Origin of the sequence: Flavivirga aquimarina (assembly GCF_030540835.1) — a bacterium.
GTDB lineage: Bacteria > Bacteroidota > Bacteroidia > Flavobacteriales > Flavobacteriaceae > Flavivirga > Flavivirga aquimarina.
On record NZ_JAUOEK010000178.1, the window covers coordinates 1 to 24,929 of the forward strand.

A 24,929-nucleotide genomic window follows, 5' to 3' on the forward strand; every position below is an offset into this window, starting at 1 on the left:
AATGCTATTGCTGGTTTTATTGGAGACCCCATTCCAGTCATTTCGATAACCATTGGCTTCATACACTGGTTCTCCCCATTGGTTGAATACCTGAACGGTATTGCTTGGATAATCCGCTATGTTTTCTACCACCCAAGTATCCCCGATGCCATCTCCGTTAGGGGAGAAACCACCTGGTGCTACAACCTCGGTACCTCTAGCTGTTATCGTAACTATAGCTGTTCCTGTTGCTGGGTCCCCTGCAGTATTGATTACCGTAAGTATTACGGCAACATTGCCCAGTTCTGAGAAGGTCATAATATCCAAGAACATGCTGTCAATACCGTCACAAGCATCAAAAGAGCCATTGTCTATCTCTTGAGCAGAAATGGTCGCTTGCCCATTGGCATCTAATGCTACGGTAATATCTTGAGTTACCACCGTTGGCCCTACAACATCTTCTACGGTTACCTGGGCTGTTGCCGTATCTGAGTTATTATTTTCGTCTGTAACAGTAAGCGTAATGGTTACAGGCGTGCCCACATCGGCACAACTAAAATATGACCTGTCCAAGCTTAAAGTAACAGGACTGTTGCTATTAGTCGCACCTCTTGAGCCATTGTCCACATCCTGTGGGGCAATGGTGGCCTCTCCATTCGCATCCAACTTCACGGTAATATCTTGGGCAAGTGCCACAAGGCCGTCCTCATTGGTACCGCTTACCACTGTTACCAGAGCAGTTGCTATGGCAGAAATATTAGTATTTGGGTCTGTTACGGTTAACGTTACGGTTACAGGAGTGCCTATATCATCAATACCGAAAATTGTTCTATTTAAACTTAAAACAACAGGAATGTTGTTATTACAGCCTCCTCCTCCTGAACCATCGTCGATATCATCAGGGGTAATGAAAGCAAGTCCATTGACATCCAATTCTACAGTGATGTCTTTGGTTAGTGCTACAAGTTTGCTTTCCTCCACGGTTACTATGGCCTCTGCACTACTCGTAACATTATTTTCGTCAGTAGCAATCAATGTTACCGTATTATCGCCTATATCATCACAAGTAAAGATGATTTCACTCTGTAAACCCTCAAAACTTAAAGTCACATTGTCTGCTGCATCACATGCAATTCCTGAACCATTATCAATCTCACTAGGTACAAGGGTATACTGCCCATTAGCATCTAACGTTACATTAATATCACGAACTATCGCCGTTGGACCCGCACTTCCTGCGGATACGGCTACAGTAGTAGTTTCTTCATAAGTTTCATCACCATAGGTAACAATAAGGTCGACATCCACAAATGTTCCTGCATCTGCACAGGTAAATTCTGTTTGGCTATCCGAACTAAAACTTAAGCCCACATTTGAACAGTCATTTTCCGACGAATTATACACATCTTCAGGCATAAGGGTGTACTGCCCATTGACCAACACTGCGGTATAGTTTGTGGTAAAATCCTTTAAATCAACAAACCTGTAACTATTATTTAATGATGGGGACCAATTAGTATCACTATAAGCTATATCGTCTACCAGTATACAACTTGCTTCATTAGCATCGTTGATTATTAATTTGAGGTTGTCGCCGATGCCGAGTTCGGGGTCATCGTAATCTTCATCACTATGTGTGCGAATAAGATTTTCATCATAATTGCCATAGGCCCCTATAGATGCAAAGTCAGAATCATCTGCTCGACTAAAATATAGACTGGTCAATTCTTCGTTTTCGCCATTGGCTATGTTCAAAAGTTCTAATTGGTTACTATACAGACTTAATTCTGTAAGCTTTGTATTGTTGGACACATCCAAACTGGTCAAAAAATTAAGCTCAGCGCGCAACACTTCAAGCTCTGGTTGATTGCTCAGGTCTATGCTTGCCATATAATTTCTTGAAAGATCCAAATTTCTAAGCAGCCCATTGTTGGTCAGATCTAATGCTGTTATATCATTTAAGGAAAGATCTAAATGCTCAAGCATCATATTATCTGAAACTATTAATTCTCTTAACCGATTATTGGAAACATTTAATTCTATAAGATTTGGGTTATTGGAAAGATCCAACGTTTGAAGATCATTCACTGAAAGATATAATCTCTCCAGAGCCGTATTTTGAGACAGATCCAATGTTGTAATTTCATGAGCCAGTCCACTACGATCTATTCTTCCAAAATTACATTGTGCAAGATCCAGTTCTACAAGCTTCGTCAGGGGTCTCAGATTTAAACTCTCTTCTTCTATCTCAAAATTACTGCCCATATCCAATTCCGTGATATTAACAAAGGTTTCAAGACCACTATCATCTGAGTCTCCATTAAAATCATATATTTCTCTATGGCCAGCGCCATTCTGGATTATTAACTCACTATCGAGCCATAATTTACCTGTAAAAGCCGCTGCTTCATAATAACTTATTGCATCAGAAGGATCGAGTCGAAGAAAAAAACCATCGGCCTCGCGAATCACAGAGTTGTCATAATTCTCCAAATCGTAAGTAAGAAGGTGAATATTTATTTCCTCGGCAATTCCTGCTCCATCACCTCCATTTCCACCTTCAACATAATCTGGGGAATCCAAATCACCATTAATATGATGGTTTAGTAAACGTCTGTGAAGATTTTCATCTATAACCTTCATAAGATCTTTAACATCCTGACTGTAATCATTATTAGCAATAGGAAAGCGCAGGTCCGAATCTACCATTAAGTAATTTTTACTATATACCACGTAGGGGTCAACTTGGGTTCTCCATGTTTCTTCACTATAAACGGGGTCGTCTACAAATACATAAGATAAATTGGGGTTGCCAGTTTCCGAAAAACCGGAGCTAGGTGTAGCGTTAGGCATATTTACATTATTGCCATTGGCCACGTTCAGGGCTATCAATGTTGCATTCCCATCTTCATCGCTTTGACTTGAAGCGTTAAAAGTTCTAAGATTTACATTCTTGGACATATCTATGGCCGTTAATGCATTACCCCAAACACGTAATCCTGTAAGATTTACAAAAAACTCAATACCGGCAAGGCTCTCTATCCTCGGTCTTAAATTTCCGAGCTCCAATGTTCCTGTAAAACTTACTGCCTCACCACGGTCTATTTCACCATCGTTATTGGTATCTAAACCCAACCCCATAACGGCATTATCACCATTATCTTTTACTCCTAGCACGTTTTCAGTTGTAGGTGTTATCAGCATTGCCTTAAAAGTTGGATCAAGGCCATCAATTATACAAGGGCCGTTAGAAAAAATTGTCCTCCCTCTATACGTTAATCGTAAGGAAGTCGAAGAAGAAGGCCAGGCGAATCCTTGTAAGTCCCTTAAGTCCTCATCAAACTGTATACACATCAAGTCACGGTTATGGGGATCATACGCAATATTAAAACCACCATTACTAGAAGTAGTAACTTGTAAGAATTTAATAAAATTTGGACCAGGGTCACCATTAGCATCAGCATTAAGGCCATTGGCCAAATTCAATGTTACTAACTCGTTAAACTTAAGGTCTAGCTCTTGTATCCCTGTAGGACCTCCATTTCCATCATCACCGCCCTGATTCAACGTGGACGCGTCAAAGCTTGTTAATTTATTGTTCCCAGCTCGTACCTGCGTGAGCTTTGTGTTATGGGACACATCTAAGCTGGTCAGCGCATTTTGGCCAACACTCAAAAACTCAAGATCCACAAGTTTATCCAAGCCAATTATCTCTGTTAGACCGGCTCTAAGTAAATTTGCTGGATTTTCTCGTAAACCAGGACCACCACTATCATCCTCTTTTTGATTTGCAACACCTAAGTAAGTAAGTTTCGTATTATTGGTCACATCTAGGCTTGATAATTCATTAGTAGGAGCATCTAAAAAGGTCAACTCCGTAAGATTGGTCAGATCCAATTCTGTTATCCCAGTATTGCCAAGATAAAAGCCCCAAAGATTAGGAAAAGTGCCACCAGTCACCTTCTCCACTTCTTCATTCCCTAAACCCGGGTTATTGGCAATCTGTATCTCAGTAACTTTTACAAAAGCTTCAATACCTGTAAGCTCAGTGAGTCCTGCTTTTTGATGCAAGTCTATCTTACCTTCATATTCTTCGGCTTCTTCAACACTAATCTCACCGTCATCAGTGGTATTTATGCTTGTATTATTCAACAGGATATTTTTAAAAACCTGGTCGGGTATGTTCACATTTTGCGCATAGGAATGGGCAAAGCACAATACCAGCATTAAAAAGAACAGAAGGACATTTTTGTTGCTTTTTTTAGCGTTTGATCTACATTTTTTTTTTTTAAATAATAATTTTTTTTCATTGTATATGATTTTCTGTTATAATGAATTTTTTACATAGCGTTATAGGGAATTAATTAATAATAACCACCTATACTCCATAAAGCTATTTAGATCTAAATTGTAATTCTGTTTTGTTTTGTTTTCTTTTTTTATCTTTTGTATATTATAATACAAGAATAATACGTGTCTTAAATCTGTCATAAAAAAAGTGCTGAAGTCATTTAGATTAGGGACGAGTTAATAGTTTTTAGGTATTTCATTAAAAATTACAGCGCAGATTCTCTACCTAATAGGGTAATTGTTTAGGTTTGGGTTTCTGTTTACTAATAGGTAGTTCTCTTTGGCTCATTTGGGCTAAGCCCAGTGACCACATGAGAATGGCATACAAAAGGATTTTTTCTTAATGATTTTTTTCACTTTTATACAATTGTAACCATATCGAAAACAAAATACATTATCTTTTAGGCGTATGTTGCTATGCATACAGTCTAAAGATTTTTTAATGTCCTTTTAAACTTTTCGAGAGCCCCTTCCGTAATCTCCAACCTCAAACGGTTCTTTCCAAAACCACTTTTTACAACCTTAAATATTATCCAGTATATAACCAATAGCCTTTTTAGCTCATCCATTTCTATTAGAAAAAGTTCATGACCATAGCCAAAATTTTGGAACCACTTCACTAAATGCAGTTATTTGATACTTATATCGTTTTAAGTGCAATTATTTAACATTTAAATATCCAAAGATCTTTTTAGGTGCATTTATTTGTACGAACAACTTATTAAATGCAATTATTTATCAATTATTTAAATTTAAGTGCAATTATTTTACTATTTTTACAATTAATTACATTTTAAGAGCAGAAATTTATCATGAAACTAGATTTGCCCGAAATAATATATAGTTCATCCAACTCCCAAGAGTCTAGAAAAATAGGTCAACTATTAAAAGATGGGAAAATCAAAAAATTACTTCCAAAGGCTTATACATCGAATTTAACAGACGACGACGAAGTAATCATTAAGAGACATTTATTTCAATTAATATCCAAACATTACCCTGGTGCGTTGCTAAGCCACCGCACAGCATTGGAATATCAAGTATCTCCCAAAGGAAATGTATATTTAACATCATCGCAAAATCGTGTTGTAAGATGGCCAGGGGTAATCTTAAAATTCACAAAGGGATCCGAACCGTTACCAAATGATAATCCACTATATAACGATTTATATGTTTCATCCCAAGAAAGGGCATTTCTAGAAAATTTAAGTTCAAGTAGAATAACGGGTGGCGAATATAAAACAGTTCCCGAAGATGTTATAGAAGAAAAGCTATTATTGTTCTTGAATACAGCAGGAGAAAAAAAGCTAAACGAACTTCGTGATAAATCAAGGGAAATTTCTGAAAAACTGGGGTTAGTGAAAGAGTTTGCTCTTTTGAACAAAAAAATTGGAGCAATATTATCTACAAAGCCAAGCAAAATACTTAAATCGCCAGTAGCAATGGCACAGTCATTTGGCGAACCCTACGACCCAAACCGACTAAAACTCTTTGAGAAGTTAGTCGGTGCTTTAAAAACTACACCACTTAAAACATATGATGATAATGCAACGAATGAAGAGGAATTTCGAACCTTTGCCTTTTTTGAAAGTTATTTTTCAAATTATATAGAAGGCACAAGATTTGAAATTGATGAGGCGGTCGATATTATCTATAAAAATCAGATTATTGTCAATAGATCGGGAGATACCCATGATATTAGAGGAACTTTTGAAATTTGCTCAAACAAGTTTGAAATGAGTAAAACTCCCTCAACTCCTGAAGAGTTTATTGACATATTGAGAAGAAGGCATGAAACCATATTAGGAGGCAGACCCGATAAAAAACCAGGAATATTTAAAGAGCTAGCAAATAGAGCAGGTAACACGCACTTTGTTATACCTAAAATGGTTTCTGGAACTTTAAAAACAGGTTTTGAGCTCATGGGTTCAATTCCTTCTGCAATTGGTAAAGCGATTTACATGATGTTTCTTGTTAGTGAAGTACACCCCTTTAAAGATGGTAATGGAAGGATTGCTAGGATAATGATGAATGCTGAACTGGTTAAAAATTCTGAACAGCGGATAATAATTCCTAACGTTTATAGAGATGACTATTTAGGAGCTTTGCGTAAAATTACAAGAGAACATAATCCCGATTTATATATAAAAACGATGCTCAGAGCTCAAGAATATAGCTTGTGGCTTAGTCCTGCCAGTTTTGATACTATGCTAAAGCAACTTGAAAATTCCAGTGCTTTCGAAGAACCTAATGAAGGAGTACTAAAATGGAGATAAGAAAACTATATTTCATTACATGCACATTAATGATATACTTACTTTAATTTAATGCAACCCTCTTCGAAATTTCACAAGTTCGTCTTCGTTTAGTTCTAGCCTCAAATATTTTTTCCCAAAACCACTTTTTACAACCTTTACCTTATCCAGTATATAGCTAAAATCCTTTTTTAGCTCATCCATTTTATACTTTAATTTCAGATGGAGAATTTTAGGAACTATGATTTCCTTAAGACTTTCTTCCCCTAATTTTCCACTTTTTGCTGCAAATAATTGCCTGTTTACTGGGGGTTTGAGCGTTTTTGCTGTAAATCATTAGATTTCGAATTTTTGACCAATTCTCGAAAACGCCTACAAACAAAGGCTTTACGGAGTATATGAAAAACGCTGTATTCAGCTCTATAAATGTAGCCTTTTAATTATTGAAATGGAAACGGTATTTGTTCTCAAATGGTCTGTTTTAATACTAAAAAAAATGATTCTGGAATAATGGTAAATTCAAAGTGTTAGTCTTTGAGGTCTAACTAAAGAAAATCACATTTAATGCTTTTTCGTCCCTATCCTAAGCAGTTTCGTCCCTTTTTATTGGATAACTCTTGTAAAGAATACATTTTTAAAGTTATGTGAAACAAATTATTCTTAGCACTATAGAGGCTCATCATTTTAGACATAACACTAAATGTCTTGATATGATCAAAACCATGAATTATAAAAAATGAAAATACTACTATTGATCAGTTTTTTTCTTGGCACTTTTTGGTCTTCAGGTCAGGAAAGTGATAAAAAAAATACCTACAAAAATGAGATAGCCATAAGTTCCAGCTATCTAATGGGAGATCAGTCCATTTATTTAATCTATGAAAATGCTTTTTCAAAGAATTTTTCTGCCGGTCTAGGTTTGTGGTACGGGAGATATGGATTCAATAGCAAAGATTTTGGTGAAGGTTATGGCGACCATACCAGGGATTATGAAATATCTCCCTATGGGCGATGGTATGTAAAGGATAATCAGCAAAATAGTTTCTTTTTGCAGGCTTTTACAAGCATTTACGGAGGAAGGTCGAAAGAGGTAAATCGAAAAACCACCGATGAAGGCTATGGAGTATACCGCAGAGAGATCGAAAATTATACCAACCTAGCATTGGGCATCGGATTAGGTAAAAAGTATTTATTGTTTAAAAAACGTATTTCCCTAGAACTGATGTTGGGGTTGGGAGGTGATGTAGTAGCTGAAGAATACTCTAGTGTTTATGGCGTTTCAGCTGCGCAGTCTGGTATTAATTTAGGATTTAGATTTTAGCATATGAAAAAGTTGTTTGTACTGATTATAAGTTTAATTGGTTTGTTTATGATAGGGTGTTTTTCAGGTGATGACGATTATGGTTATTCTCCCAGTGTAGCCATTTCTGATGCCTTTTCATTTGAAAATGAAGAAAACTATCAAGTAGGAGATACCTTATTTTTTAATTTAAATTTTAGTAGATATCTTGATGAAGATGGTTACGATAATGAACTTGATATATACGAAACTTCAAACTCTGAAGAGTTTTTTTATAATCCCGATTTTCGAAAATTTTCATCTTTTTCCGATTTGTACGAAAGTGTTTCCATAAGACAAGAACTTTTCTACTCACCAAATGAAACCACTAATGTGGCAAAGCTAAATACGGGCACTAACACCTATGAATCTCAAATGGGGATTATTCTAGCTGAAGCTGGTGAATATTCCATAAGTTTTAATTCTGTCCATATTAGCTCCGGTATACCTTATTATTCAGAAAATGTAGACGTCAATATCACTAATTTTTCCAAAAACACCCCAGAGACTTATTATTTTACTGTTGAGGAATAAAAAACATTATTAACAATGCAATACTAAATCTCTAAATTATTAATTGAACATATTCTATAAACAAAACCATCTAAATAGTTAGACACTATGGTGCAAACGAATGATTTATTACTATTTTAAGCTTCAATTTAAAATTCTTCGAAGGAAATTAATAGATTTTGGTCTTCCTTTTTTACCAACCTCTATAGTGTTGCCTATAATCTTCAGCTATATTTCTAACAACTTTCTTGACAATGCCAAATATGATTATGCTCCACATATCTATGGGGTTATTGCTCTAACCATAGTTTCTAAATTAAGCAAACCAGAACGAAATGGTTTTTTAAAATCAGTATTCAGCAAAACTGATTATTTAATAATAAGGGTTTTGGAGAACATAGTTTCTAGTTTACCATTTGTTGTTTTTCTACTATATAAAGGTTTATATATATATGCGTTTTCAACTTACATTTTGTCTTCTTTATTGGTTTTTCTTAGTTTTAAAACTAATTTTAATCTAACCTTACCAACCCCATTTGGTAAAACCCCATTTGAATTTACAATAGGTTTTCGGAATACTTTTCTAATTTTTCCTATAGCTTATTTTTTGACATACATTTCTATTTCCGTTAATAATTTTAATCTTGGGATTTTTTCTATGTTGTTAACCGGTGCCATATGCATGTCATACTTTTCGAAAACCGAAAACAGATACCATGTATGGAATTTCAATTTATCCCCAGAGCAATTCTTAAGGTACAAAACCAGAACGTGTTTTATTAATTTTTCAATTTTAACATTACCCATTGTTATTACCTTGTCTATTTTCTTCATCAATGAGATACATATTATTATGATTTTTCTTGTTCTGTGTTATGCATACCTCACCTTAATGATATATGCTAAATACTCAGATTTCCCTAATCATATCAGCCTTCCACAAGGCCTCCTAATTGGAATAAGTTTAGTGCTTCCCCCGTTATTGCTTGTTTTGATTCCATATTTTAAATCTAAGTCAATCAAAAAACTAAAAAACATATTAGAATGATAAAAGTCGAAAAACTATCCAAGTCTTACGGAAGAAAAAAAATCCTCTCCAATATTAGTTTTGAACTTGAAGAAGGAAAAATTTATGGTCTTGTCGGTGAAAATGGAGCAGGAAAGACAACATTGTTCAAATGCTTGACCGGAATTGAAAAATATCAGGGCGATGTAAAATCGAACTTAGAAAAACTAAAGAATTCTTCTGGTTTCTTGCCTTCAGAACCTTACTTTTTTAAAAAAACTACTGGAAGAGAATATATTCAATTGCTCACGAATGCGCGGAAAATTGTAATTGATAATATTGAGGACAAAAACATATTCAATTTGCCATTGGACCAATACGCCTCAACCTATTCTACAGGAATGAAAAAAAAACTGGCGTTAATGGCCATTCTTTTCCAAAAGAATGATTTTTTTATTCTAGATGAGCCATTTAATGGTGTGGATATAGAAGGCAACATTCTCATAGAGAAAATCTTGCAAAAACTCAAAGAATTGAACAAAACAGTCATAATTTCCTCCCATATTTTCACTACATTAAAAACTGTTTGTGATGAAATAATCATATTGGAAAAAGGCAACTTAACCAAACATATTAAACGAACAGATTATAGCAAACTAGAACATAAAATGAAGAATTTCAATATGGGTAATCAATTAGAAAAACTTGGATTAACCTAAGAACAAAAACCATTGCCAATTTTTAGTTAACTTATGAATTCGACTAATACAACTTGCCTGATGAACTTATTAAAATTATTTCAAAGGATTTTTATAGCAAGTATTACCTTACTATCATTTCAAATCTGCTTATCCCAAACGATAAAAGTTCAAGGAAAGGTAGTTGATAAAAACGATACCCCATTACCTATAGTCCATTTACGTTTTGAGGGTACTTATATTGGAACCGTTTCCAATGAAAATGGGGAGTTTGAAATAGCATGCGATTTAGAAACCTCCAAAAAACGGCTCGTAATTTCCCTTATTGGCTATGAGACAAAAAAAATAGTTTTATCCAAAGGATTCAATAAAATCATATTGGCTGAAAATATAACGCAATTGAATGCTGTTACACTTTTTTCACGCGATTATGCAAGAGAACTTATTGAAAAAGCCATTAATGCTATTCCCCGAAATTACCCAAAGATAGAAGAGCGCCATAAAGGTTTTTTTAGAGAGATTATCCATAGGGAACAAGGGGAAAAACCAGTTTATATTATAGAAACTACCTTAGAATCCATCAAAAAACCTTATAAAATTAGACGTCGATCTGGCGATGTAAAACTCATTGAGTTCAGGAAGTATGAAAGCCAACAGTTGGACTCCTTACATAGAAGAATTTATGCCGGTGCCCATCACATCCATAGATTCGACATTGTATCTAGAAGAGAGGCTTTTTTAAGTAACCTCAGTGGTTTCAAATATAAGATAAAAGATACTTTACGACAGCAGGGCAATGATGTATACAAGATTTACTTTCAAAATAAAAATAAGCTATCTGGTCACGTATATGTTATGGATTCATCCTATGCCATTATAAAAGCTGAATTAAACAATTATTCTTACTCCAAATCATCATTAAAGGGTCGGCAATATTTAAATTATACTGTTACATATGAACAAGATGAGAATCAGGTCTGGAGATTTAAGCGTTCCAATTATGAGACCGCCTTTAAACAAAGAGGGAAATTGTTTAAGCTATCAAGTGATTATGTAACTACAGAAGTTGAGCCCAACAAAATTGGGATAACTTATTCAGATAGATTACAATTTGGTGATATCTTGTTGTACGAACCAAAAAAGTATGAACCTAACTTTTGGGATAGTTACAATATAATTTTACCAGATGAAAAATCGGAAAATCTGTTTAGATCAATTGATTATTCAAAAACAAACAATGCCAAAAAAACGTTAAATAAATTTCTAAGAATCCTTCTTAGATTCAGACAAGAAGCATGGTTTACATGGACATCAATAGATGTCGCATCCAATATGGTCGTATTTGAAAACCCAGCTTTGGAAATTCAACAAGGCTTATCAACTACTGAAGAAAATGTGTATGGTCTGACCTATTCGCTTTTATACGAATTCAAACCTAATTTTTTTCTAGGCTATTCAAATAAAAGTAGTATATCAAAAAGCGGAATTGTTTCACATGATTTGTCTATCTCAAGGAGCATAAACCTTAACCCCAACGGACGACCTATTTTTGTTGTGCCTAGAATGAATTTTGGTTATCAAGAACTAAAATACTCTATTGGCAACTTCTATACCACGGGGGATTTTAAAATTAACGGAAAATCTTTTAAGAATGGAGAAACAGATGTTTTTCTTTCGCAAAGGAACTTCCGACTTCAACCCAATCTTGTTTTTGATATAGAGAAAAGCAATCGATTAAGTTTCATGGTTTCTTTTGGATATAACTTCCCATTGAAAGAAAGAATAGGTCTGTTGTTTCATGAAAAGGAGGGCTTTTTTCTTTTCAGAAAAAAAACATTTATTAAAAATGGAGATGAAAGCCTCTCGATAGAACGAAGTAATGGTTCATTGAAAAACAATATCAGCATAAGTGCTGGAATCGCTATTCATATTTAACTTTTCCAATTGATTGACCTTCTTCATAGCTATTTGAAGTACAAAAACTATTTAAAATAATCATGATGATGAAATGCTTGTTGAACTAGAAACAACTCGACCTTGGGAAGAGTTTTTCTATTTCAACAATGCCACATCTCACTTCTCAACAATTACCTATAACTTTACTTCTCTTTTCCTCGAACCGTTCCAATAAATTATTTATATCCTCGCTTATCTTACTCTCTACCACTCTAGCGTATATTTGTGTTGTAGATAGCTTGGTATGCCCCAAGAGTTTTGAGACCGTTTCAATGGTAACTTCGTTGGACAGCATGACCGTAGTGGCAAACGTATGTCTAGCGACATGAAACGAAATATTCTTGTGGATACCACAGGAATTCATTATTTCTTTTAAATAGGTATTTACTTTTTGGTTGGAGCTTAGGGGCAACAGCCTGTTTTTGATACTCATTTCTTGGGGTGCCCTATATTTTTCAATAATTGACCAAGCTTTGGGCAATAGGGGCACTTTTACCGATTCATCCGTCTTTTCTCTTTTGGTATATATCCAGTAATGGTTATCTATACCTTTAACGATGTTCATTTCAGTTAGTTCCTTGACATCTATATAGGATAGTCCTGTATAGCAGGAAAAAACAAAACAGTCCTTTACACGCTGTAAGCGTTCACTCCTAAAGTCAGTGTCCTCTAATAATTTTAGCTCTCTTTCATTTAAATACACCCTATCGTATTTCTTGAATTTTAGCTGGAATTGGTTAAATGGGTTTTTGTTAATCCATTCCAGTTTAACAGCTAGGTTTGCCATTTTCTTTAAACGTTCCAGATGCTTCATCACTCCGTTATTACCAAGAACAAGCTCTTTTTGAGAGTTTTTATAGTTTCTTAAATAATGTTCAAAATCTGTGATAAATCTAAAGTTCAATTGTTTCAGGTAAATATCGTTTACCTTTCGTTTTTTCAGTAAAAACCGTTCCAGATACCTTTCTGTGGTGTAATAGTTTTTCATGGTTCCCGCTTTAAGGACATGAATCATATTATTGTTATGATAGGTTATTAAATCCTTTAGTGTTTTACTGTTCTCATCTTCTCCCAAGTATCGGGACTTAATGGCATCCGAGGTTATTATTTTATCCTCTTCTAATAACTGTTTATGGCATTGAAGTAGTTTGCCATACACTTGGCCTAAATAGGCGTTTAGGGCTCGGATTTTTTCGGTATTTCCCTTGCCTCTATTCCTTGCGGAGTCCCATTGTTCGGAATTTGCACACCGTTTTAGGCTAATTTCTGCTCTTTTTCCATTGGCATTTATACGTGTATAGATGGAAAGTCTGTTGGGGTTACTTCTAGATTTTCTTGTAAAGAAAGTAATTGAAAATGTACTTAACGTCTTCATTTTACGTGATTTGTATTAAACAATGATTTGCAAAGACAAAAGTCAAATCACGCTTCAAAGCTCCATAAAGTTAGTGCATTTTTGGTAAACAATTGCACACCTAATTACACACCTTTTTATTAGTTTTATATGGTATTATTTGGCATCAAATGACAAATAGCATAAATTCTTAATAAAGTTCTGCAGAGGGGAAGCCTAACCAATATTTTACAAAAATTCATTTTTTCACTTTTTCCCAAGTTTTTTTAACCGTGTTTGATATGTCTGTAAATAATTGCCTTTGGATCTTTCACTTAAATAAGATGAATCGATAAATTCTATGACCTTTTTAGATTTTGTCAATAGTTTATCAAAAACTCCATCGCATTGGACCTTACTAAGCCCTGCCTGCTCTGCAAGAATGAGAAATTGCTGCATGACCTTTCCATTGGCCAAATTCCTAGGTAACAACCCATCGTCTAATGCAAAGTCTGAGTCTTCAATGTGTATTCTGGTATTGAGCAAATCATAGGCCGGACTTAATCGAAAATCCCCAAGAGGTGTTTCCAGCAACGAGAAATTTTTGAAATGCGCATCACCATTTGAGAACAAATAGTTGAAAACAAGCAATTGAAAGAGCTTTGGTGCCTCTATGCGATATGCAGGTAGATATTTTTTCATGAGTTCAAACAACTCCAAATAATTTCCCAAATATTTATAGTGTTCACCATGTGTCTGGGGAGTCCTTCCCCCCAACGAAGCAAAATCTTCTTTGGCAAGCTTTTCGCCCCTCTCCGTTACATCAAATCTTTTGGTAATATAGGCGGGTGTCCCATCCTTAAAAAAAATGATTGCATTTTCTGCAGTCTCTATACCAAAAACCTGTCTGGCAATTTGCATCGTTAGATGCTCATTGGCCGGCATCTGGTCTGGATTTTTACCAGCACCAGGTATTGGCTTTAGAATGTAAGTTCCCTGCTCCCCTTCATCAATGAGGCGAAGTTTGTTCTTTTCCAATAAAACAGAGAATTTTTCTTGTACTCCAGAAATGGAAATCCGTTTTCGGTTCTCAAGAAACAGTTCATCTGCGTCCTCATTGCTTGCTGGAGAATCATACAGTAGAAGATGGTGCACCTTTTTCCCATTGAACATTCGCCTTAAGCATGTTCTGCTATAGGTATCGTGTCCGTACTTCAAAGTACCTGGGCAATTTTTTATTTCTGACATGCTCATATATCCATTTTCTTTACGGTAACCGCACCAATGGTATCATATTGGGCCGTGGTAAGTAATAAACCAAAGTAATCGTTTTCATCAATACGCATGTGCATACACACTATCTTCTTATTGGTCCCTTCTGGGAGCATATTATAAAAAAAAGGGAAAAGATGGTCCGAGCTATATTCTTGTCTCTCCTTTGGCAAGGTCAAACTAATAGAAGGTTTACTATTATCTACCATCCATTGGTCATCGTACCGGAATATAAAACTGCCATCGTCCAGTTGGGTGAGTAAACCTGCTGCTGCTTTTTTAAAATATACCTTAGCCTGTCTCATGAATTAGTTCCTGGAAGTTTTTGTATCCTCAAGCACACCTCCATCCCAAGGACATCAGCAATTTTATCCAATGTATCCAAAGTGGGGTTGCCCTGTCCTCGTTCAATTTGATAGAGTGTGGTTACACTCACCCCGGCTAGCTCTGCCAATTGTGGTTGGGTGACCTTTAGTGCTTTTCTCCGTGCTTTTATACTATTTCCTATCATTTTAACAGTATGCTGTTATTTTAATGTAAAAATATGAATAAAAAATAGATAATACAAACCAAATATCAATAAACTGATATTTTTAAGTGAAATGTATAGCTCAAAAGAATAATTACTATAAATATCACAGTACACTGTGATATTTGATTAAGGAGAACTTCAGAAATAGAATAGGCAATAATAGTAAATAGTCTTAATCCTCAATAACAGTTTATTTCCGACGATAATTCTTTTCTATACATAAGAAGAATTATGGTACAAAGCATAGCATTTTCACCAAATCAGGGAATATACGTTTGTAAGCTATAATTAGCCGTTATGTAAAATAGCCGCTACCAAGCGCTCTATTGTTTTATAAAATCAAATTGCTCTAGCAATTTATTTTACACACAATTATCCAACACTTGCCAACGCCAAAATAAAAGCTAACCTTTTTGCTATTATTAAAAATCGCGTATTCGATAAAATGTACGTCATAAAAATTTTACGCGATTCTCGTAAGCTTCCACAAGAGCATAAGTTTTAAGAAAAATAAAATTCTATGCACTTGTTATATTTAGAACTTCAATTAAAATATGGACGCTCATTTCTCCTATTGTTTTGACAAAAATTTTATGAGGCCAAGTTTAAAATTAAGAATTCTAGGAAAATTACGTTTTAATAAACAGTTTAATACAGTGCTTTTTTTTTATAAATTTGTAAAAGTTTTTTCTAAACTTCGATTTATTAAATATTATAATATTCTTTCTTGGCACTTCTTTCAAATACTTTTCCAATATCTTCTCATAACTTGGATATTCCAGTATGAACAAAATTTCATTCATTGATTTTAGTCTCATAGTTTCTTCTAGCTCCCAAAGCATACTATGTGTGGGAGTTTCACTCCAATAAAAAACAATTAACCCTGAATACCCTATCATATTTTTTACTTCATCTTTCCAATCAGTTTTATTTAAGATATCAAATTCCTTTTCGTTTGACAATATTTTACCATAGAAAGAATCAACTGGATTACCTTCTGATTTATTTAAATTTTCATCAAATACAGAAAAAATCTCACCATATGAGCCCAAAGTTGGTAGTAAGGTCGATCTAAGGTTTTGTGAAGCTTTAAATCTTCTAAAAAAAAGTATTGAATAAAAATTATTAATGAATAATTTTAAAATTTTCAATAATTTATTTACTACAAAAAACCTTGAAATGATTGGAATCGATAAAGTGATACATATCGTTTTAATATAATATAGGCTATCGCCTTCATTGACAAATTGTGAAAATTTAGGTGCTAATAAAGAAATAAATATAATATCAAGGGCAAATACAAAAAAATGAGAATAAGAGAGTAAAAAGGAAAAATACGGACTCTTTGGTTTGATGGAAGGTTGATGACTTCTCATAAAAAACAAGAAAAAAAATGCTATTGGCAATAAAAACAGAACCCATATAACAATTATAAGCCACAATAAATTATTTGATATAATCAGATTCCAAAATCGATAAGAAAAAAAGAATATAAAGAAAAGCTCTAGTTTATTTAAAGGCCCTTTATATTCCATTGTATATTTCATTGTATGAAACTCTAAATGTTTCTAGGTTCTATTCCTTTTATATGTTTAACCCAGCTTATAACTAATTGTTGCAACTCAGGAGATAAAACTTCCTGTAGTTTTCTTAATTCAAATTCAAAAACAAAGGAATCACTTATCTGAGGATCTAGTATTCCTTCGCCATAGACTTTATTCTCTTTCAATATTAATATTGGCAAACCTGCCTGATACGCCATTCCAGCCTCTATTTGAATCCAAGGAGAAGAGCTATATTTATGAATCAACTCTTTTGAGTTTTCAGAATACTCCTTTTCATAGCCTATATAACTATGATGCCTTTCTAGTCCAATTACTATAGCAGCGGCACAGGTATCCATTATCTCCTTAATAGGTTTAAGTGGGCTTCTAAAGCTCCAATTATTCTTTCCTAAATTAGTTGGATTAAGTTTATGCTTTTTTAGTTCAAGTTCAATCAAAAAGAGAAAGTTTGCCTGTTCTTTGTTATATGGAGTTGGATGTGAAATAAAAACGTTGGTCATATTTGTCATTCTGTTCTAAACTATTAAACCATTAACTTCAAAAGAAGATATTTGCTCGGAAGAATTATCTTCAAAATGTCTTATTTGGACCGGTTCCAACTTTAATGGTGTCGGCTCTATGTTTGCATGACGATCAATTGCAATATTAAATTTTAGTTTTGTGAGTTCTTCGATTAATGAAATTGGGACTTGATAATTTTCATCTTCTTTAAATTCAAGAAATGGTTTAAGCGAAGATATTTTAACGACTTCTCCAAACTCTCTTAAACCAACTTCATTGATTAGTTCATCTTTTCTTAAAGGATTAATTTGCCCCATTAAAAACCCAGCGTAATACATTTTACCATCTTCTTTTAAATAATAAATGACTTTCCAAAATAGAATAGGAATCATAAAATTGGAGTTATCATGTAATTTCATTTTGAAAACAGGATCATTGTCATCCAATACAGGACCAGTAAAGACTGATACTTTGGCTGGTTTCGGAACTCTACCTTTTATAATAATAGAGTTTTCTAAATATTTCCAAGGTCCATTGTTTAATGAGTCATGTTGAGGTGCTGCATTAGGATAATAGAATGTACTTTTAGCTGCTTCTTGTGCATCATTTTCATTCCCATTTATATCCCATTGGACATCTTCTCTTTTAGTCATATGACCTTTCTCAATGGTCGCTGCTTTAATTTTATTAAATTGTTTATAATCATTTGTGGTCAGTTGCTCGTCTTTATTAATCCGCCTATCTCCTTTAAAATTGCCTGTTCTGGCAACTCTTTCAAATTTCACCCTATAAATGTTACTCGCACTAATAATAGGTACTCTTCTACTCTTACTTTGAATAACACTATAATAGATATAGTCTAATAAACTTTCATTAGTTTTTTTATTCAAGGCAACATCATTAATATACTCTTTATAGTCTGGCATATTAACTATGGCATTATCCCCAAGAAAATGAGTGTTGTATCCCTTCATGTTATATATCTATATTCTTCCATCTCGAACCAGTCGCCAATAATGATGGCCTAAAGCGGTAAGTTTACATGTTTTTGATTTCATAGCTGCAAAATACATATGCTCTTCATCAACAGGAATTACTAAACCTACACCTTCCAATTTTTGAAGATCCTTAAAAGCTGAAACATTTTCTTCTTTTGCTAAGGGTTCTATTACATCATGTGGCACCTCTTTTGAATTGGTCTCTTCATATGAAGGGTCTAATTGAAAATTATCCGATGGTTCTCTAAAATATTCAGTAAGTTTTCGTAAAGTACTGAACGAAACTTGGGGAACAATACTTCTCAATTCGACAAATTCAGTAACATTTGTTTTAAAAACTGGCCTTTGTTCATGTGCTCCTAAACCCTGATCGATATAGGCATATAATCCTCCTGGGGAAATATGACCTCTTATGTCAGCTGCACCTCCTTTTAATCCTTCGATTAATAAATTTGTAAAAACTCCATGGCCATTGATTTCCTTCGAAGGCTCATCCTCTCTGGAAGATGTAAGAATCGAAATGCCTGTACTAATGGATGTAACTGTAGCATTTTGTGCTGGTACAGCAAAACTTCCTGATTTGCAACAATCAAGGATAATAACTTTGTTTCTTATTTGTGAATTATTGGCTAAGTTCAAAATATTATCCATCGCAACCCCTTCATCATAACGACTATGGTCTGGCGTTACTATGAAACCTCCCAATTCGTTAACATAACCGTGACCAGCAAAATATAAGACTCCCATATCAGCATTTAGATTAAAAAAATCGGCAATTTCAGTCATTAATTCCGTCTTGGTTTGAACATCGCAAATAGTCCTTACTTCAAAATTAGTAGAATCGTTTCCATTAACTTTTAAGAGTTTTGATATACTCTGGGCATCATTAACTGCTCCTTTTAATGGATGTGTTGGATATTGATCAATCCCTATTACTAATGCTTTTTTCATGCTAAAGAATACTTAAAGGCTATCAATAAAATTACTAATGTTAATATCTGACCATACTTTTGTATTTACGCCTACAATATTGGTCCGATCATCAGAATACGCCCAAATACCTAAAACTTTCTTTCCTTCATCTTTTGCGCATTGTATTTCCCATTTTTGCCCACTTGATGAACTAGAATTTTTACTTACAAGAACAATTACTCCATCAGAACGTCTAATTCTCGTTTTAACTCTAGTCTTCCAATCCTTATCGTACGCATGCTTCACGGACATATCTATGAATTCATAAGGTGATCTAGGGCTAAGAGATTGTCCTTTTAGAAAATCCCTTTGTCTTTCGTCTTCAATTGCAAATGCTATGAATACAACTTTTTTGCTTGCCATATTATTTAGTATTTATTGTTATTTGCTTTTTTTTAATTTAATTAATAATATATGAGTTGTCAGTTAGTATTATAAATACTAGCAACTTCTTTAAACTACGGAAAATCGTAAATTATTAATTATAGGGAGAGTTTAAATATAGTAAATTTTGTAGGAATTATTTTGAAGGAAAACCGTAATATTCGAAAATCAGTTAATTTAAATCCATAGTATAAGAAATTTTTAGAATAAATTTTTTCAAGAGACTATAGTAAAAACTTTTCGCTTTTAACCAAGCTCAAGTTACATAACGAAAGTACATTATAGTACATTTTGTATTTTAGGTTTATCCTGTGGATGAACATAAAATCAAGAAAGTTGGCGAGCTGGCAGAATTCCACTAAAGTTTTATATAAGTAGCTATAATTCTATTATGTAAAATATCTCTCAACATTTCGTCATTTAAGCGAATTATCAACAGGGTCATGAAACTTCTTCTAGCGGTCGACTACGCCACATCTTTGCATTTACTCACGTCAATTTTATTTTACGGGTATTCGTGAATGCTTCGCATTTGTATCTATAATTTGTCGCTATGTAAAATTGCCGCGCCCATCATAAAACAAAACATTATGGGGCAATCGATTTTGGGCTCTTCACAAAATCTGCTTTTTTTGAATATAAAAGTATCCCGTAAAATGTCAATTGATATACCAGAAAAAGGCTATGCTAATTTGAACTTTTTGATTTTACCTCAAAATCCAATTCGGTATTCTACCCAACTATCTTATTCTTCCTGTTCAAATTTGGTTATCAATTTTTGCATGTCCTCTACCACCTTCCTTTCAATGACCTAGGCATAGATTTGGGTAGTTTTCAGCCTGGTGTGCCCCAAGAGTTTTGATACAGTTTCAATAGGAACTCCATTGGAGAGTGTGACAGTGGTGGCAAAGGTGTGCCTGGCAACATGAAAAGTCACCCTCTTTTTGACACCACATGCTTTACTCATGATTTTTAAATTGATATTTATCTTTTGGTTACTTTCTACCGGTAGCAATTCCCGTCCAATTCCCAAGCCTATGCCGCTCTTATATTTATTGATGATTTCTTTCGCTTTTGGCAGCAATGGAATTCTAAGGTTTTCTGACGTCTTGGTCCTATCCAGACATAACCAATCATTTCCATCGACTCCTTTGACCATATTATCAACTTTCAGGGCTTTGACATCAATGTATGATAGTCCCGTATAGCAAGCAAACAGAAATACGTCCCGACTTTTTTCTACACCTTCTTTCCCAAAATAGGTTTTGCTTATCAGCTTCAATTCTTCATGGGACAGGTATTCGGTTTTAACCTTCTCAAATCTTAGTTTGTAATTTTCGAAGGGTCCTTTGTCACCCATCCCAACCTAACGGCCAACCGGGACATTTTCTTCAGCCGTTCCATGTGCTTCATGACACCATTATTGTTACATGCCCGTCTGGTCGATATCCTATAACTTCTTAGGTATTGCTCAAAATCCATGATAAAACTGTAATCCAGTTTCTTTAGCTGGATATCCTCTACTTTGTATTTTTCCTTTAGAAACTGGTCGATGCAACGTTCGGTGGAAAAATAGTTCTTTCGTGTACCGGCCTTGATGGAGGTGTACATTGTTGCATTGTGATAGTCTATGAATTCTTTTAAGGTCTTGCTTTTCTCGTCCACCCCAAAATACCTCGACTTGACCTTCAAAGGTGTGATGACCTTACCTTCCAACATCAGTTCCCTATAGGTTTCAAAGAGGCCTCTATATGTCTGGTCAAGATAGCTGTTCAATGAAGTAATGTAAGGAGAACGTCCTTTGCCCCTTTTGCGATAATCATCCCATAAACGGGCTTCCAACTTTCTCTGCAGGCTAAACTCTGTGCGTTCCCCATCGACCGTGATACGGCAATAAATCGTGAACTTATCAAGTGTGTTCTTTCGGCCTCAGGGAAAGAAATTGATGGTCAGTCTGGTTTTTTTGTGCATAATATATCCTTTTGTGACTGAAAATAAAAGCTGAGGAAATAGGGAAAGATACCTCATGAACAACTTACAATATACAAAAAAACACTCCCGATTGATTCCCGAATAGGGTACAATTTGGTGTTATTTAGCTCGATTTGGTGTCATTTTTCGGTATAAAACAAAAAAATAATCCTTGACAATCATCTGATTATCAAGCCTTTATATAAAAAGTCGGGATGACAGGATTTGAACCTGCGACCACACGACCCCCAGCCGTGTACGCTAACCGGACTGCGCCACATCCCGAATTATTTTAATAATTTTCAAAGAAAACTATATTTTAATAAATCACAAAAATTTAAATAAAAAAAGACTGCATTTTATGCAGTCTTAAATTTTATTTATTATTATTTCTATCCTTCTTTTGCTGCTAAATAACGTTCGGCATCAAGAGCTGCCATACAACCTGTTCCTGCAGCTGTAACTGCTTGTCTGTAAACATGATCTGCTGCATCTCCAGAAACAAAAACACCTTCTATATTTGTTTTAGATGTTCCAGGTACATTAATAATATAACCTGTTTCATCTAAGTCTAAGAAGTCTTTAAAAATATCTGTATTGGGTTTGTGCCCAATGGCAACGAAAAATCCTGTAGCAGGAATATCATGCTTTTCATTCGTTTTATTATTAAAAACTCTAACGCCAGTAACTACTTGTCCATCTCCTAAAACCTCATCAGTTTCTGTATTAAATAGTATTTCAATATTTTCAGTGTCTTTAACTCTTTTAGCCATGATCTTAGATGCTCTAAATTCATCTCTACGTACCAGCATTGTTACTTTTGAACATAGTTTCGATAAATAATGAGCTTCTTCACAGGCAGAATCTCCAGCGCCAACAATTACAACTTCTTGATTTCTATAAAAGAATCCGTCACATACTGCACAAGCGGATACACCACCGCCTAGTTTCAAATATTTTTGTTCTGAATCTAATCCTAAATATTTTGCCGATGCTCCTGTCGATATTATAACTGTTTCACAATGAATTTCTTTGGTATCGTTAACCCATACTTTATGAATGTCTCCAGAGAAATCAACTTTTGTAACCCAACCATCACGTACATCAGTATCAAAACGTTCTGCTTGTTTTTGTAATTCAATCATCATTTCTGGTCCTGTTACTCCTTCAGGGTAACCCGGAAAATTTTCAACTTCGTTAGTTGTTGTTAATTGACCTCCTGGTTGGGTACCTTGATATAACACAGGCGACATATTAGCTCTTGCTGCATAAATAGCTGCCGTATAACCAGCTGGTCCGGAACCTATAATTAAGCACTTAATTTTTTCTATTGTATCCGACATAATATTTATAAAATTTAATCAAAGCAAAAGTAGAATTTTTGATTAAATCCTTACACATAAATTATCAATAGTTTTTATAAAAAGATAAAGTTTAATTATTTTTATTCTAAATGCTGAACTCGTTTAAACTTTTTGGATTTAAGCGAAAATTAGAAGTTTTTAGTTCTGTTGAAGGCTTTTTTGAGTTGCATAGCAGAGCTACGGAAGGAAAAAAGACAAAAACAGAGTTGAAAACAGCAATTTTTTAGCAAATTGAAAAAGTTTAAACGAGTTCACTATTAAAACATGACTCAATTGTAATACCTAGCCTTATTATTTAGTACTTAAACTATGCTTGGCGTAATTTAAGCCCAATGCATCATACCGTTCTGCTAAATGTTTCAAACGCTTGTGAAAATCGTTCCAATTTCTAGAATTTTTTGAAGACCAAACAACCTCAGACAAAGCTGTTAATCTAGGCAAAATCATATACTCTACATGCTCTGTTGTTTTCATATATTCTGTCCAAACATTACCTTGTGCTCCTAAAATATATTTTTGTTCATCCTCGGTAAGCTCTTTTGGCGTTGGTTCGTACCCATATACGTCTTGAACGGTTGTTTTACCACCTATAGAGAGCGGTTCATTTTCTTTAACCTCTGTTTGATAAAAGTCAAAATAACAAGAATGTGTGGGAGTCATAACTACATTGTGTTGATGTTTCGCAGCCTCAATACCTCCTTTTTCACCACGCCACGACATGACGGTAGCGTTTGGTGCTAATCCGCCTTCTAAAATTTCATCCCATCCAATAATATTTTTTCCTTTTGAGTTTAAGAATTTTTCAATTCTTTTAATGAAATAGCTCTGTAATTCATGTTCATCTTTTAACCCCTCTCTTTTTATAACATCTTGAGCTAATTTACTTTGTTCCCATTGTAACTTAGGAGCCTCGTCACCACCAATATGAATTAACCCACTTGGAAATAAGTCTACGACTTCTGTTAATACATCTTCTAAAAATTGAAAGGTTTCTTCGCTAGGAGCATAAATTTCCGGGAATACCCCCCATCTTGTACCTACTTCATACTGTTCTCCTGTATTTCCTAATTCTGGATAAGCCGCAATAGCAGCTAAAGAATGCCCCGGCAATTCAATTTCTGGAATTACGGTTACATGCCTTTTAGAGGCATAAGCAACAATATCTTTTATCTCTTCTTGAGTATAAAAACCGCCATAGCGAACACCGTCATACTTTACATCGTCATTTTTCCATGTATTGCCATGTCCTACAATCGTTTCTTTTCTAAAAGCCCCTACTTCGGTTAGCTTTGGATATTTTTTAATTTCTATGCGCCAACCTTGGTCTTCTGTTAAATGCCAATGAAATGTATTCATTTTATGCATCGCAATGATATCTATATACTTTTTAATAAAGTCAACAGGAAAAAAATGACGTGCCACATCTAAATGCATACCTCGGTACACATATCTTGGACTATCTTTAATTTGTGTTGCTGGAATGGTTAATTCAGTCTCTTTATCACTAGATTCAATAGATGAAGGCATTAACTGACGTAAGGTTTGTATACCATAAAACACCCCTTTATTCGTTTTTCCTGAAATAGTTATTTGATCGTAAGTAACTGATAAGGTGTAGCCTTCATCATGAACTATATTTTCATCTAATTGTAAAACAATATTACCTTTAAGGTTTTTAGCATCCTTAAAAGAAATTTCTGTGCCTACTGCATTACTTAACATACCGGAAAGGTAATTACCTTCATTCTCTAAATCTGATGTACCAATAATTTTTGTATTAGAATCTATCAAAAACCTTCCTTTTAGAATTTCTAATGATGTTGGTTTTGGTATGATTTGATAATCATCTTCTGAGTTTACAATATTTTGGTACTGGTTAGCGTATGAAAAAACAGTTGTAAAAGATAGTATTAATAAGAGTATCTGTTTCATATCTATATT

At 34.4% G+C, this 24,929-nt stretch carries 19 protein-coding genes and 1 tRNA gene; 5 read left to right on the forward strand and 15 right to left on the reverse strand.

Annotation, left to right across the window (positions count from 1 at the left end):
* A partial coding sequence (locus Q4Q35_RS19015) for a T9SS type B sorting domain-containing protein (protein WP_303279613.1) occupies positions 1-3,618 on the reverse strand: 3,618 nt, incomplete at its 3' end.
* 1,523 nt (positions 3,619-5,141) lie between these two features.
* Between Q4Q35_RS19015 and Q4Q35_RS19020 the strand changes: the two genes are divergently transcribed.
* The 5 genes from Q4Q35_RS19020 (at position 5,142) to Q4Q35_RS19040 (ending at position 12,075) form a co-directional block, all read left to right on the forward strand.
* The gene (locus Q4Q35_RS19020) at positions 5,142-6,605 is read left to right on the forward strand and encodes a Fic family protein (RefSeq protein WP_303279614.1); all 1,464 of its coding nucleotides are present in this window, start codon (positions 5,142-5,144) and stop codon (positions 6,603-6,605) included.
* A 715-nt stretch (positions 6,606-7,320) separates the two neighbouring features.
* The gene (locus Q4Q35_RS19025; protein WP_303279615.1) at positions 7,321-7,905 is read left to right on the forward strand and encodes a hypothetical protein; all 585 of its coding nucleotides are present in this window, start codon (positions 7,321-7,323) and stop codon (positions 7,903-7,905) included.
* A 3-nt stretch (positions 7,906-7,908) separates the two neighbouring features.
* Positions 7,909-8,457 (forward strand): hypothetical protein, encoded by a 549-nt coding sequence (locus Q4Q35_RS19030; RefSeq protein ID WP_303279616.1) that lies wholly within the window; start codon positions 7,909-7,911, stop codon positions 8,455-8,457.
* Positions 8,458-9,480: 1,023 nt separating this feature from the next.
* A complete protein-coding gene (locus tag Q4Q35_RS19035; protein ID WP_303279617.1) occupies positions 9,481-10,161 on the forward strand; it encodes an ABC transporter ATP-binding protein in 681 nt (226 codons plus the stop codon).
* Between the two features lie 60 nt (positions 10,162-10,221).
* A complete protein-coding gene (locus Q4Q35_RS19040; protein WP_303279618.1) occupies positions 10,222-12,075 on the forward strand; it encodes a carboxypeptidase-like regulatory domain-containing protein in 1,854 nt (617 codons plus the stop codon).
* A gap of 145 nt (positions 12,076-12,220) precedes the next feature.
* Here Q4Q35_RS19040 and Q4Q35_RS19045 read toward each other — a convergent pair whose 3' ends face one another.
* From Q4Q35_RS19045 to Q4Q35_RS19110, 14 genes are all read right to left on the reverse strand, one after another.
* The gene (locus tag Q4Q35_RS19045) at positions 12,221-13,471 is read right to left on the reverse strand and encodes a site-specific integrase (protein ID WP_303279619.1); all 1,251 of its coding nucleotides are present in this window, start codon (positions 13,469-13,471) and stop codon (positions 12,221-12,223) included.
* A gap of 225 nt (positions 13,472-13,696) precedes the next feature.
* The gene (locus Q4Q35_RS19050; protein WP_367892759.1) at positions 13,697-14,677 is read right to left on the reverse strand and encodes a type II toxin-antitoxin system HipA family toxin; all 981 of its coding nucleotides are present in this window, start codon (positions 14,675-14,677) and stop codon (positions 13,697-13,699) included.
* Positions 14,678-14,679: 2 nt separating this feature from the next.
* On the reverse strand, positions 14,680-15,006 hold the full coding sequence (locus Q4Q35_RS19055; RefSeq protein WP_303279621.1) for a HipA N-terminal domain-containing protein: 327 nt from the start codon (positions 15,004-15,006) through the stop codon (positions 14,680-14,682).
* Entirely contained in the window at positions 15,003-15,212 is a 210-nt protein-coding gene (locus Q4Q35_RS19060) for a helix-turn-helix domain-containing protein (RefSeq protein WP_303279622.1), read from the reverse strand. The genes Q4Q35_RS19055 and Q4Q35_RS19060 overlap by 4 nt, the downstream gene beginning before the upstream one ends.
* A 650-nt stretch (positions 15,213-15,862) precedes the next feature.
* A complete protein-coding gene (locus Q4Q35_RS19065) occupies positions 15,863-16,780 on the reverse strand; it encodes a hypothetical protein (protein ID WP_303279623.1) in 918 nt (305 codons plus the stop codon).
* A gap of 11 nt (positions 16,781-16,791) precedes the next feature.
* On the reverse strand, positions 16,792-17,298 hold the full coding sequence (locus Q4Q35_RS19070) for a hypothetical protein (RefSeq protein ID WP_303279624.1): 507 nt from the start codon (positions 17,296-17,298) through the stop codon (positions 16,792-16,794).
* Between the two features lie 15 nt (positions 17,299-17,313).
* On the reverse strand, positions 17,314-18,273 hold the full coding sequence (locus Q4Q35_RS19075) for a DNA/RNA non-specific endonuclease (protein WP_303279625.1): 960 nt from the start codon (positions 18,271-18,273) through the stop codon (positions 17,314-17,316).
* A gap of 9 nt (positions 18,274-18,282) precedes the next feature.
* Positions 18,283-19,248: a caspase family protein gene (locus Q4Q35_RS19080; RefSeq protein ID WP_303279626.1), complete on the reverse strand. Its 966-nt coding sequence runs from the start codon at positions 19,246-19,248 to the stop codon at positions 18,283-18,285.
* Positions 19,249-19,260: 12 nt separating this feature from the next.
* A complete protein-coding gene (locus Q4Q35_RS19085; RefSeq protein WP_303279627.1) occupies positions 19,261-19,632 on the reverse strand; it encodes a TIR domain-containing protein in 372 nt (123 codons plus the stop codon).
* Between the two features lie 832 nt (positions 19,633-20,464).
* Positions 20,465-21,013, reverse strand: coding sequence for a site-specific integrase (locus Q4Q35_RS19090; RefSeq protein ID WP_303279628.1), 549 nt, complete (start codon positions 21,011-21,013; stop codon positions 20,465-20,467).
* The gene (locus Q4Q35_RS19095; protein WP_367892760.1) at positions 20,977-21,552 is read right to left on the reverse strand and encodes a phage integrase SAM-like domain and Arm DNA-binding domain-containing protein; all 576 of its coding nucleotides are present in this window, start codon (positions 21,550-21,552) and stop codon (positions 20,977-20,979) included. The genes Q4Q35_RS19090 and Q4Q35_RS19095 overlap by 37 nt, the downstream gene beginning before the upstream one ends.
* 282 nt (positions 21,553-21,834) lie before the next feature.
* Positions 21,835-21,909, reverse strand: a tRNA-Pro gene (locus Q4Q35_RS19100).
* Positions 21,910-22,016: 107 nt separating this feature from the next.
* Positions 22,017-22,967, reverse strand: a complete 951-nt coding sequence (gene trxB / locus Q4Q35_RS19105) for a thioredoxin-disulfide reductase (protein ID WP_303279629.1) — start codon at positions 22,965-22,967, stop codon at positions 22,017-22,019.
* A 312-nt stretch (positions 22,968-23,279) separates the two neighbouring features.
* On the reverse strand, positions 23,280-24,920 hold the full coding sequence (locus Q4Q35_RS19110) for a beta-N-acetylhexosaminidase (RefSeq protein WP_303279630.1): 1,641 nt from the start codon (positions 24,918-24,920) through the stop codon (positions 23,280-23,282).
* Positions 24,921-24,929 lie beyond the last annotated feature (9 nt).

Bases quoted from the DNA above. Each gene is read 5' to 3' on its own strand.
- Q4Q35_RS19020 (WP_303279614.1), top strand. From the start codon at position 5,142: ATGAAACTAGATTTGCCCGAAATAATATATAGTTCATCCAACTCCCAA.
- Q4Q35_RS19110 (WP_303279630.1), bottom strand. From the start codon at position 24,920: ATGAAACAGATACTCTTATTAATACTATCTTTTACAACTGTTTTTTCA.
- Q4Q35_RS19035 (WP_303279617.1), top strand. From the start codon at position 9,481: ATGATAAAAGTCGAAAAACTATCCAAGTCTTACGGAAGAAAAAAAATC.
- Q4Q35_RS19025 (WP_303279615.1), top strand. From the start codon at position 7,321: ATGAAAATACTACTATTGATCAGTTTTTTTCTTGGCACTTTTTGGTCT.
- Q4Q35_RS19070 (WP_303279624.1), bottom strand. From the start codon at position 17,298: ATGACCAACGTTTTTATTTCACATCCAACTCCATATAACAAAGAACAG.
- Q4Q35_RS19050 (WP_367892759.1), bottom strand. From the start codon at position 14,677: ATGTCAGAAATAAAAAATTGCCCAGGTACTTTGAAGTACGGACACGAT.
- Q4Q35_RS19045 (WP_303279619.1), bottom strand. From the start codon at position 13,471: ATGAAGACGTTAAGTACATTTTCAATTACTTTCTTTACAAGAAAATCT.
- Q4Q35_RS19080 (WP_303279626.1), bottom strand. From the start codon at position 19,248: ATGAAAAAAGCATTAGTAATAGGGATTGATCAATATCCAACACATCCA.
- trxB (WP_303279629.1), bottom strand. From the start codon at position 22,967: ATGTCGGATACAATAGAAAAAATTAAGTGCTTAATTATAGGTTCCGGA.
- Q4Q35_RS19060 (WP_303279622.1), bottom strand. From the start codon at position 15,212: ATGATAGGAAATAGTATAAAAGCACGGAGAAAAGCACTAAAGGTCACC.
- Q4Q35_RS19040 (WP_303279618.1), top strand. From the start codon at position 10,222: ATGAACTTATTAAAATTATTTCAAAGGATTTTTATAGCAAGTATTACC.
- Q4Q35_RS19030 (WP_303279616.1), top strand. From the start codon at position 7,909: ATGAAAAAGTTGTTTGTACTGATTATAAGTTTAATTGGTTTGTTTATG.
- Q4Q35_RS19065 (WP_303279623.1), bottom strand. From the start codon at position 16,780: ATGAAATATACAATGGAATATAAAGGGCCTTTAAATAAACTAGAGCTT.
- Q4Q35_RS19090 (WP_303279628.1), bottom strand. From the start codon at position 21,013: ATGGGTGACAAAGGACCCTTCGAAAATTACAAACTAAGATTTGAGAAG.
- Q4Q35_RS19085 (WP_303279627.1), bottom strand. From the start codon at position 19,632: ATGGCAAGCAAAAAAGTTGTATTCATAGCATTTGCAATTGAAGACGAA.
- Q4Q35_RS19055 (WP_303279621.1), bottom strand. From the start codon at position 15,006: ATGAGACAGGCTAAGGTATATTTTAAAAAAGCAGCAGCAGGTTTACTC.
- Q4Q35_RS19075 (WP_303279625.1), bottom strand. From the start codon at position 18,273: ATGAAGGGATACAACACTCATTTTCTTGGGGATAATGCCATAGTTAAT.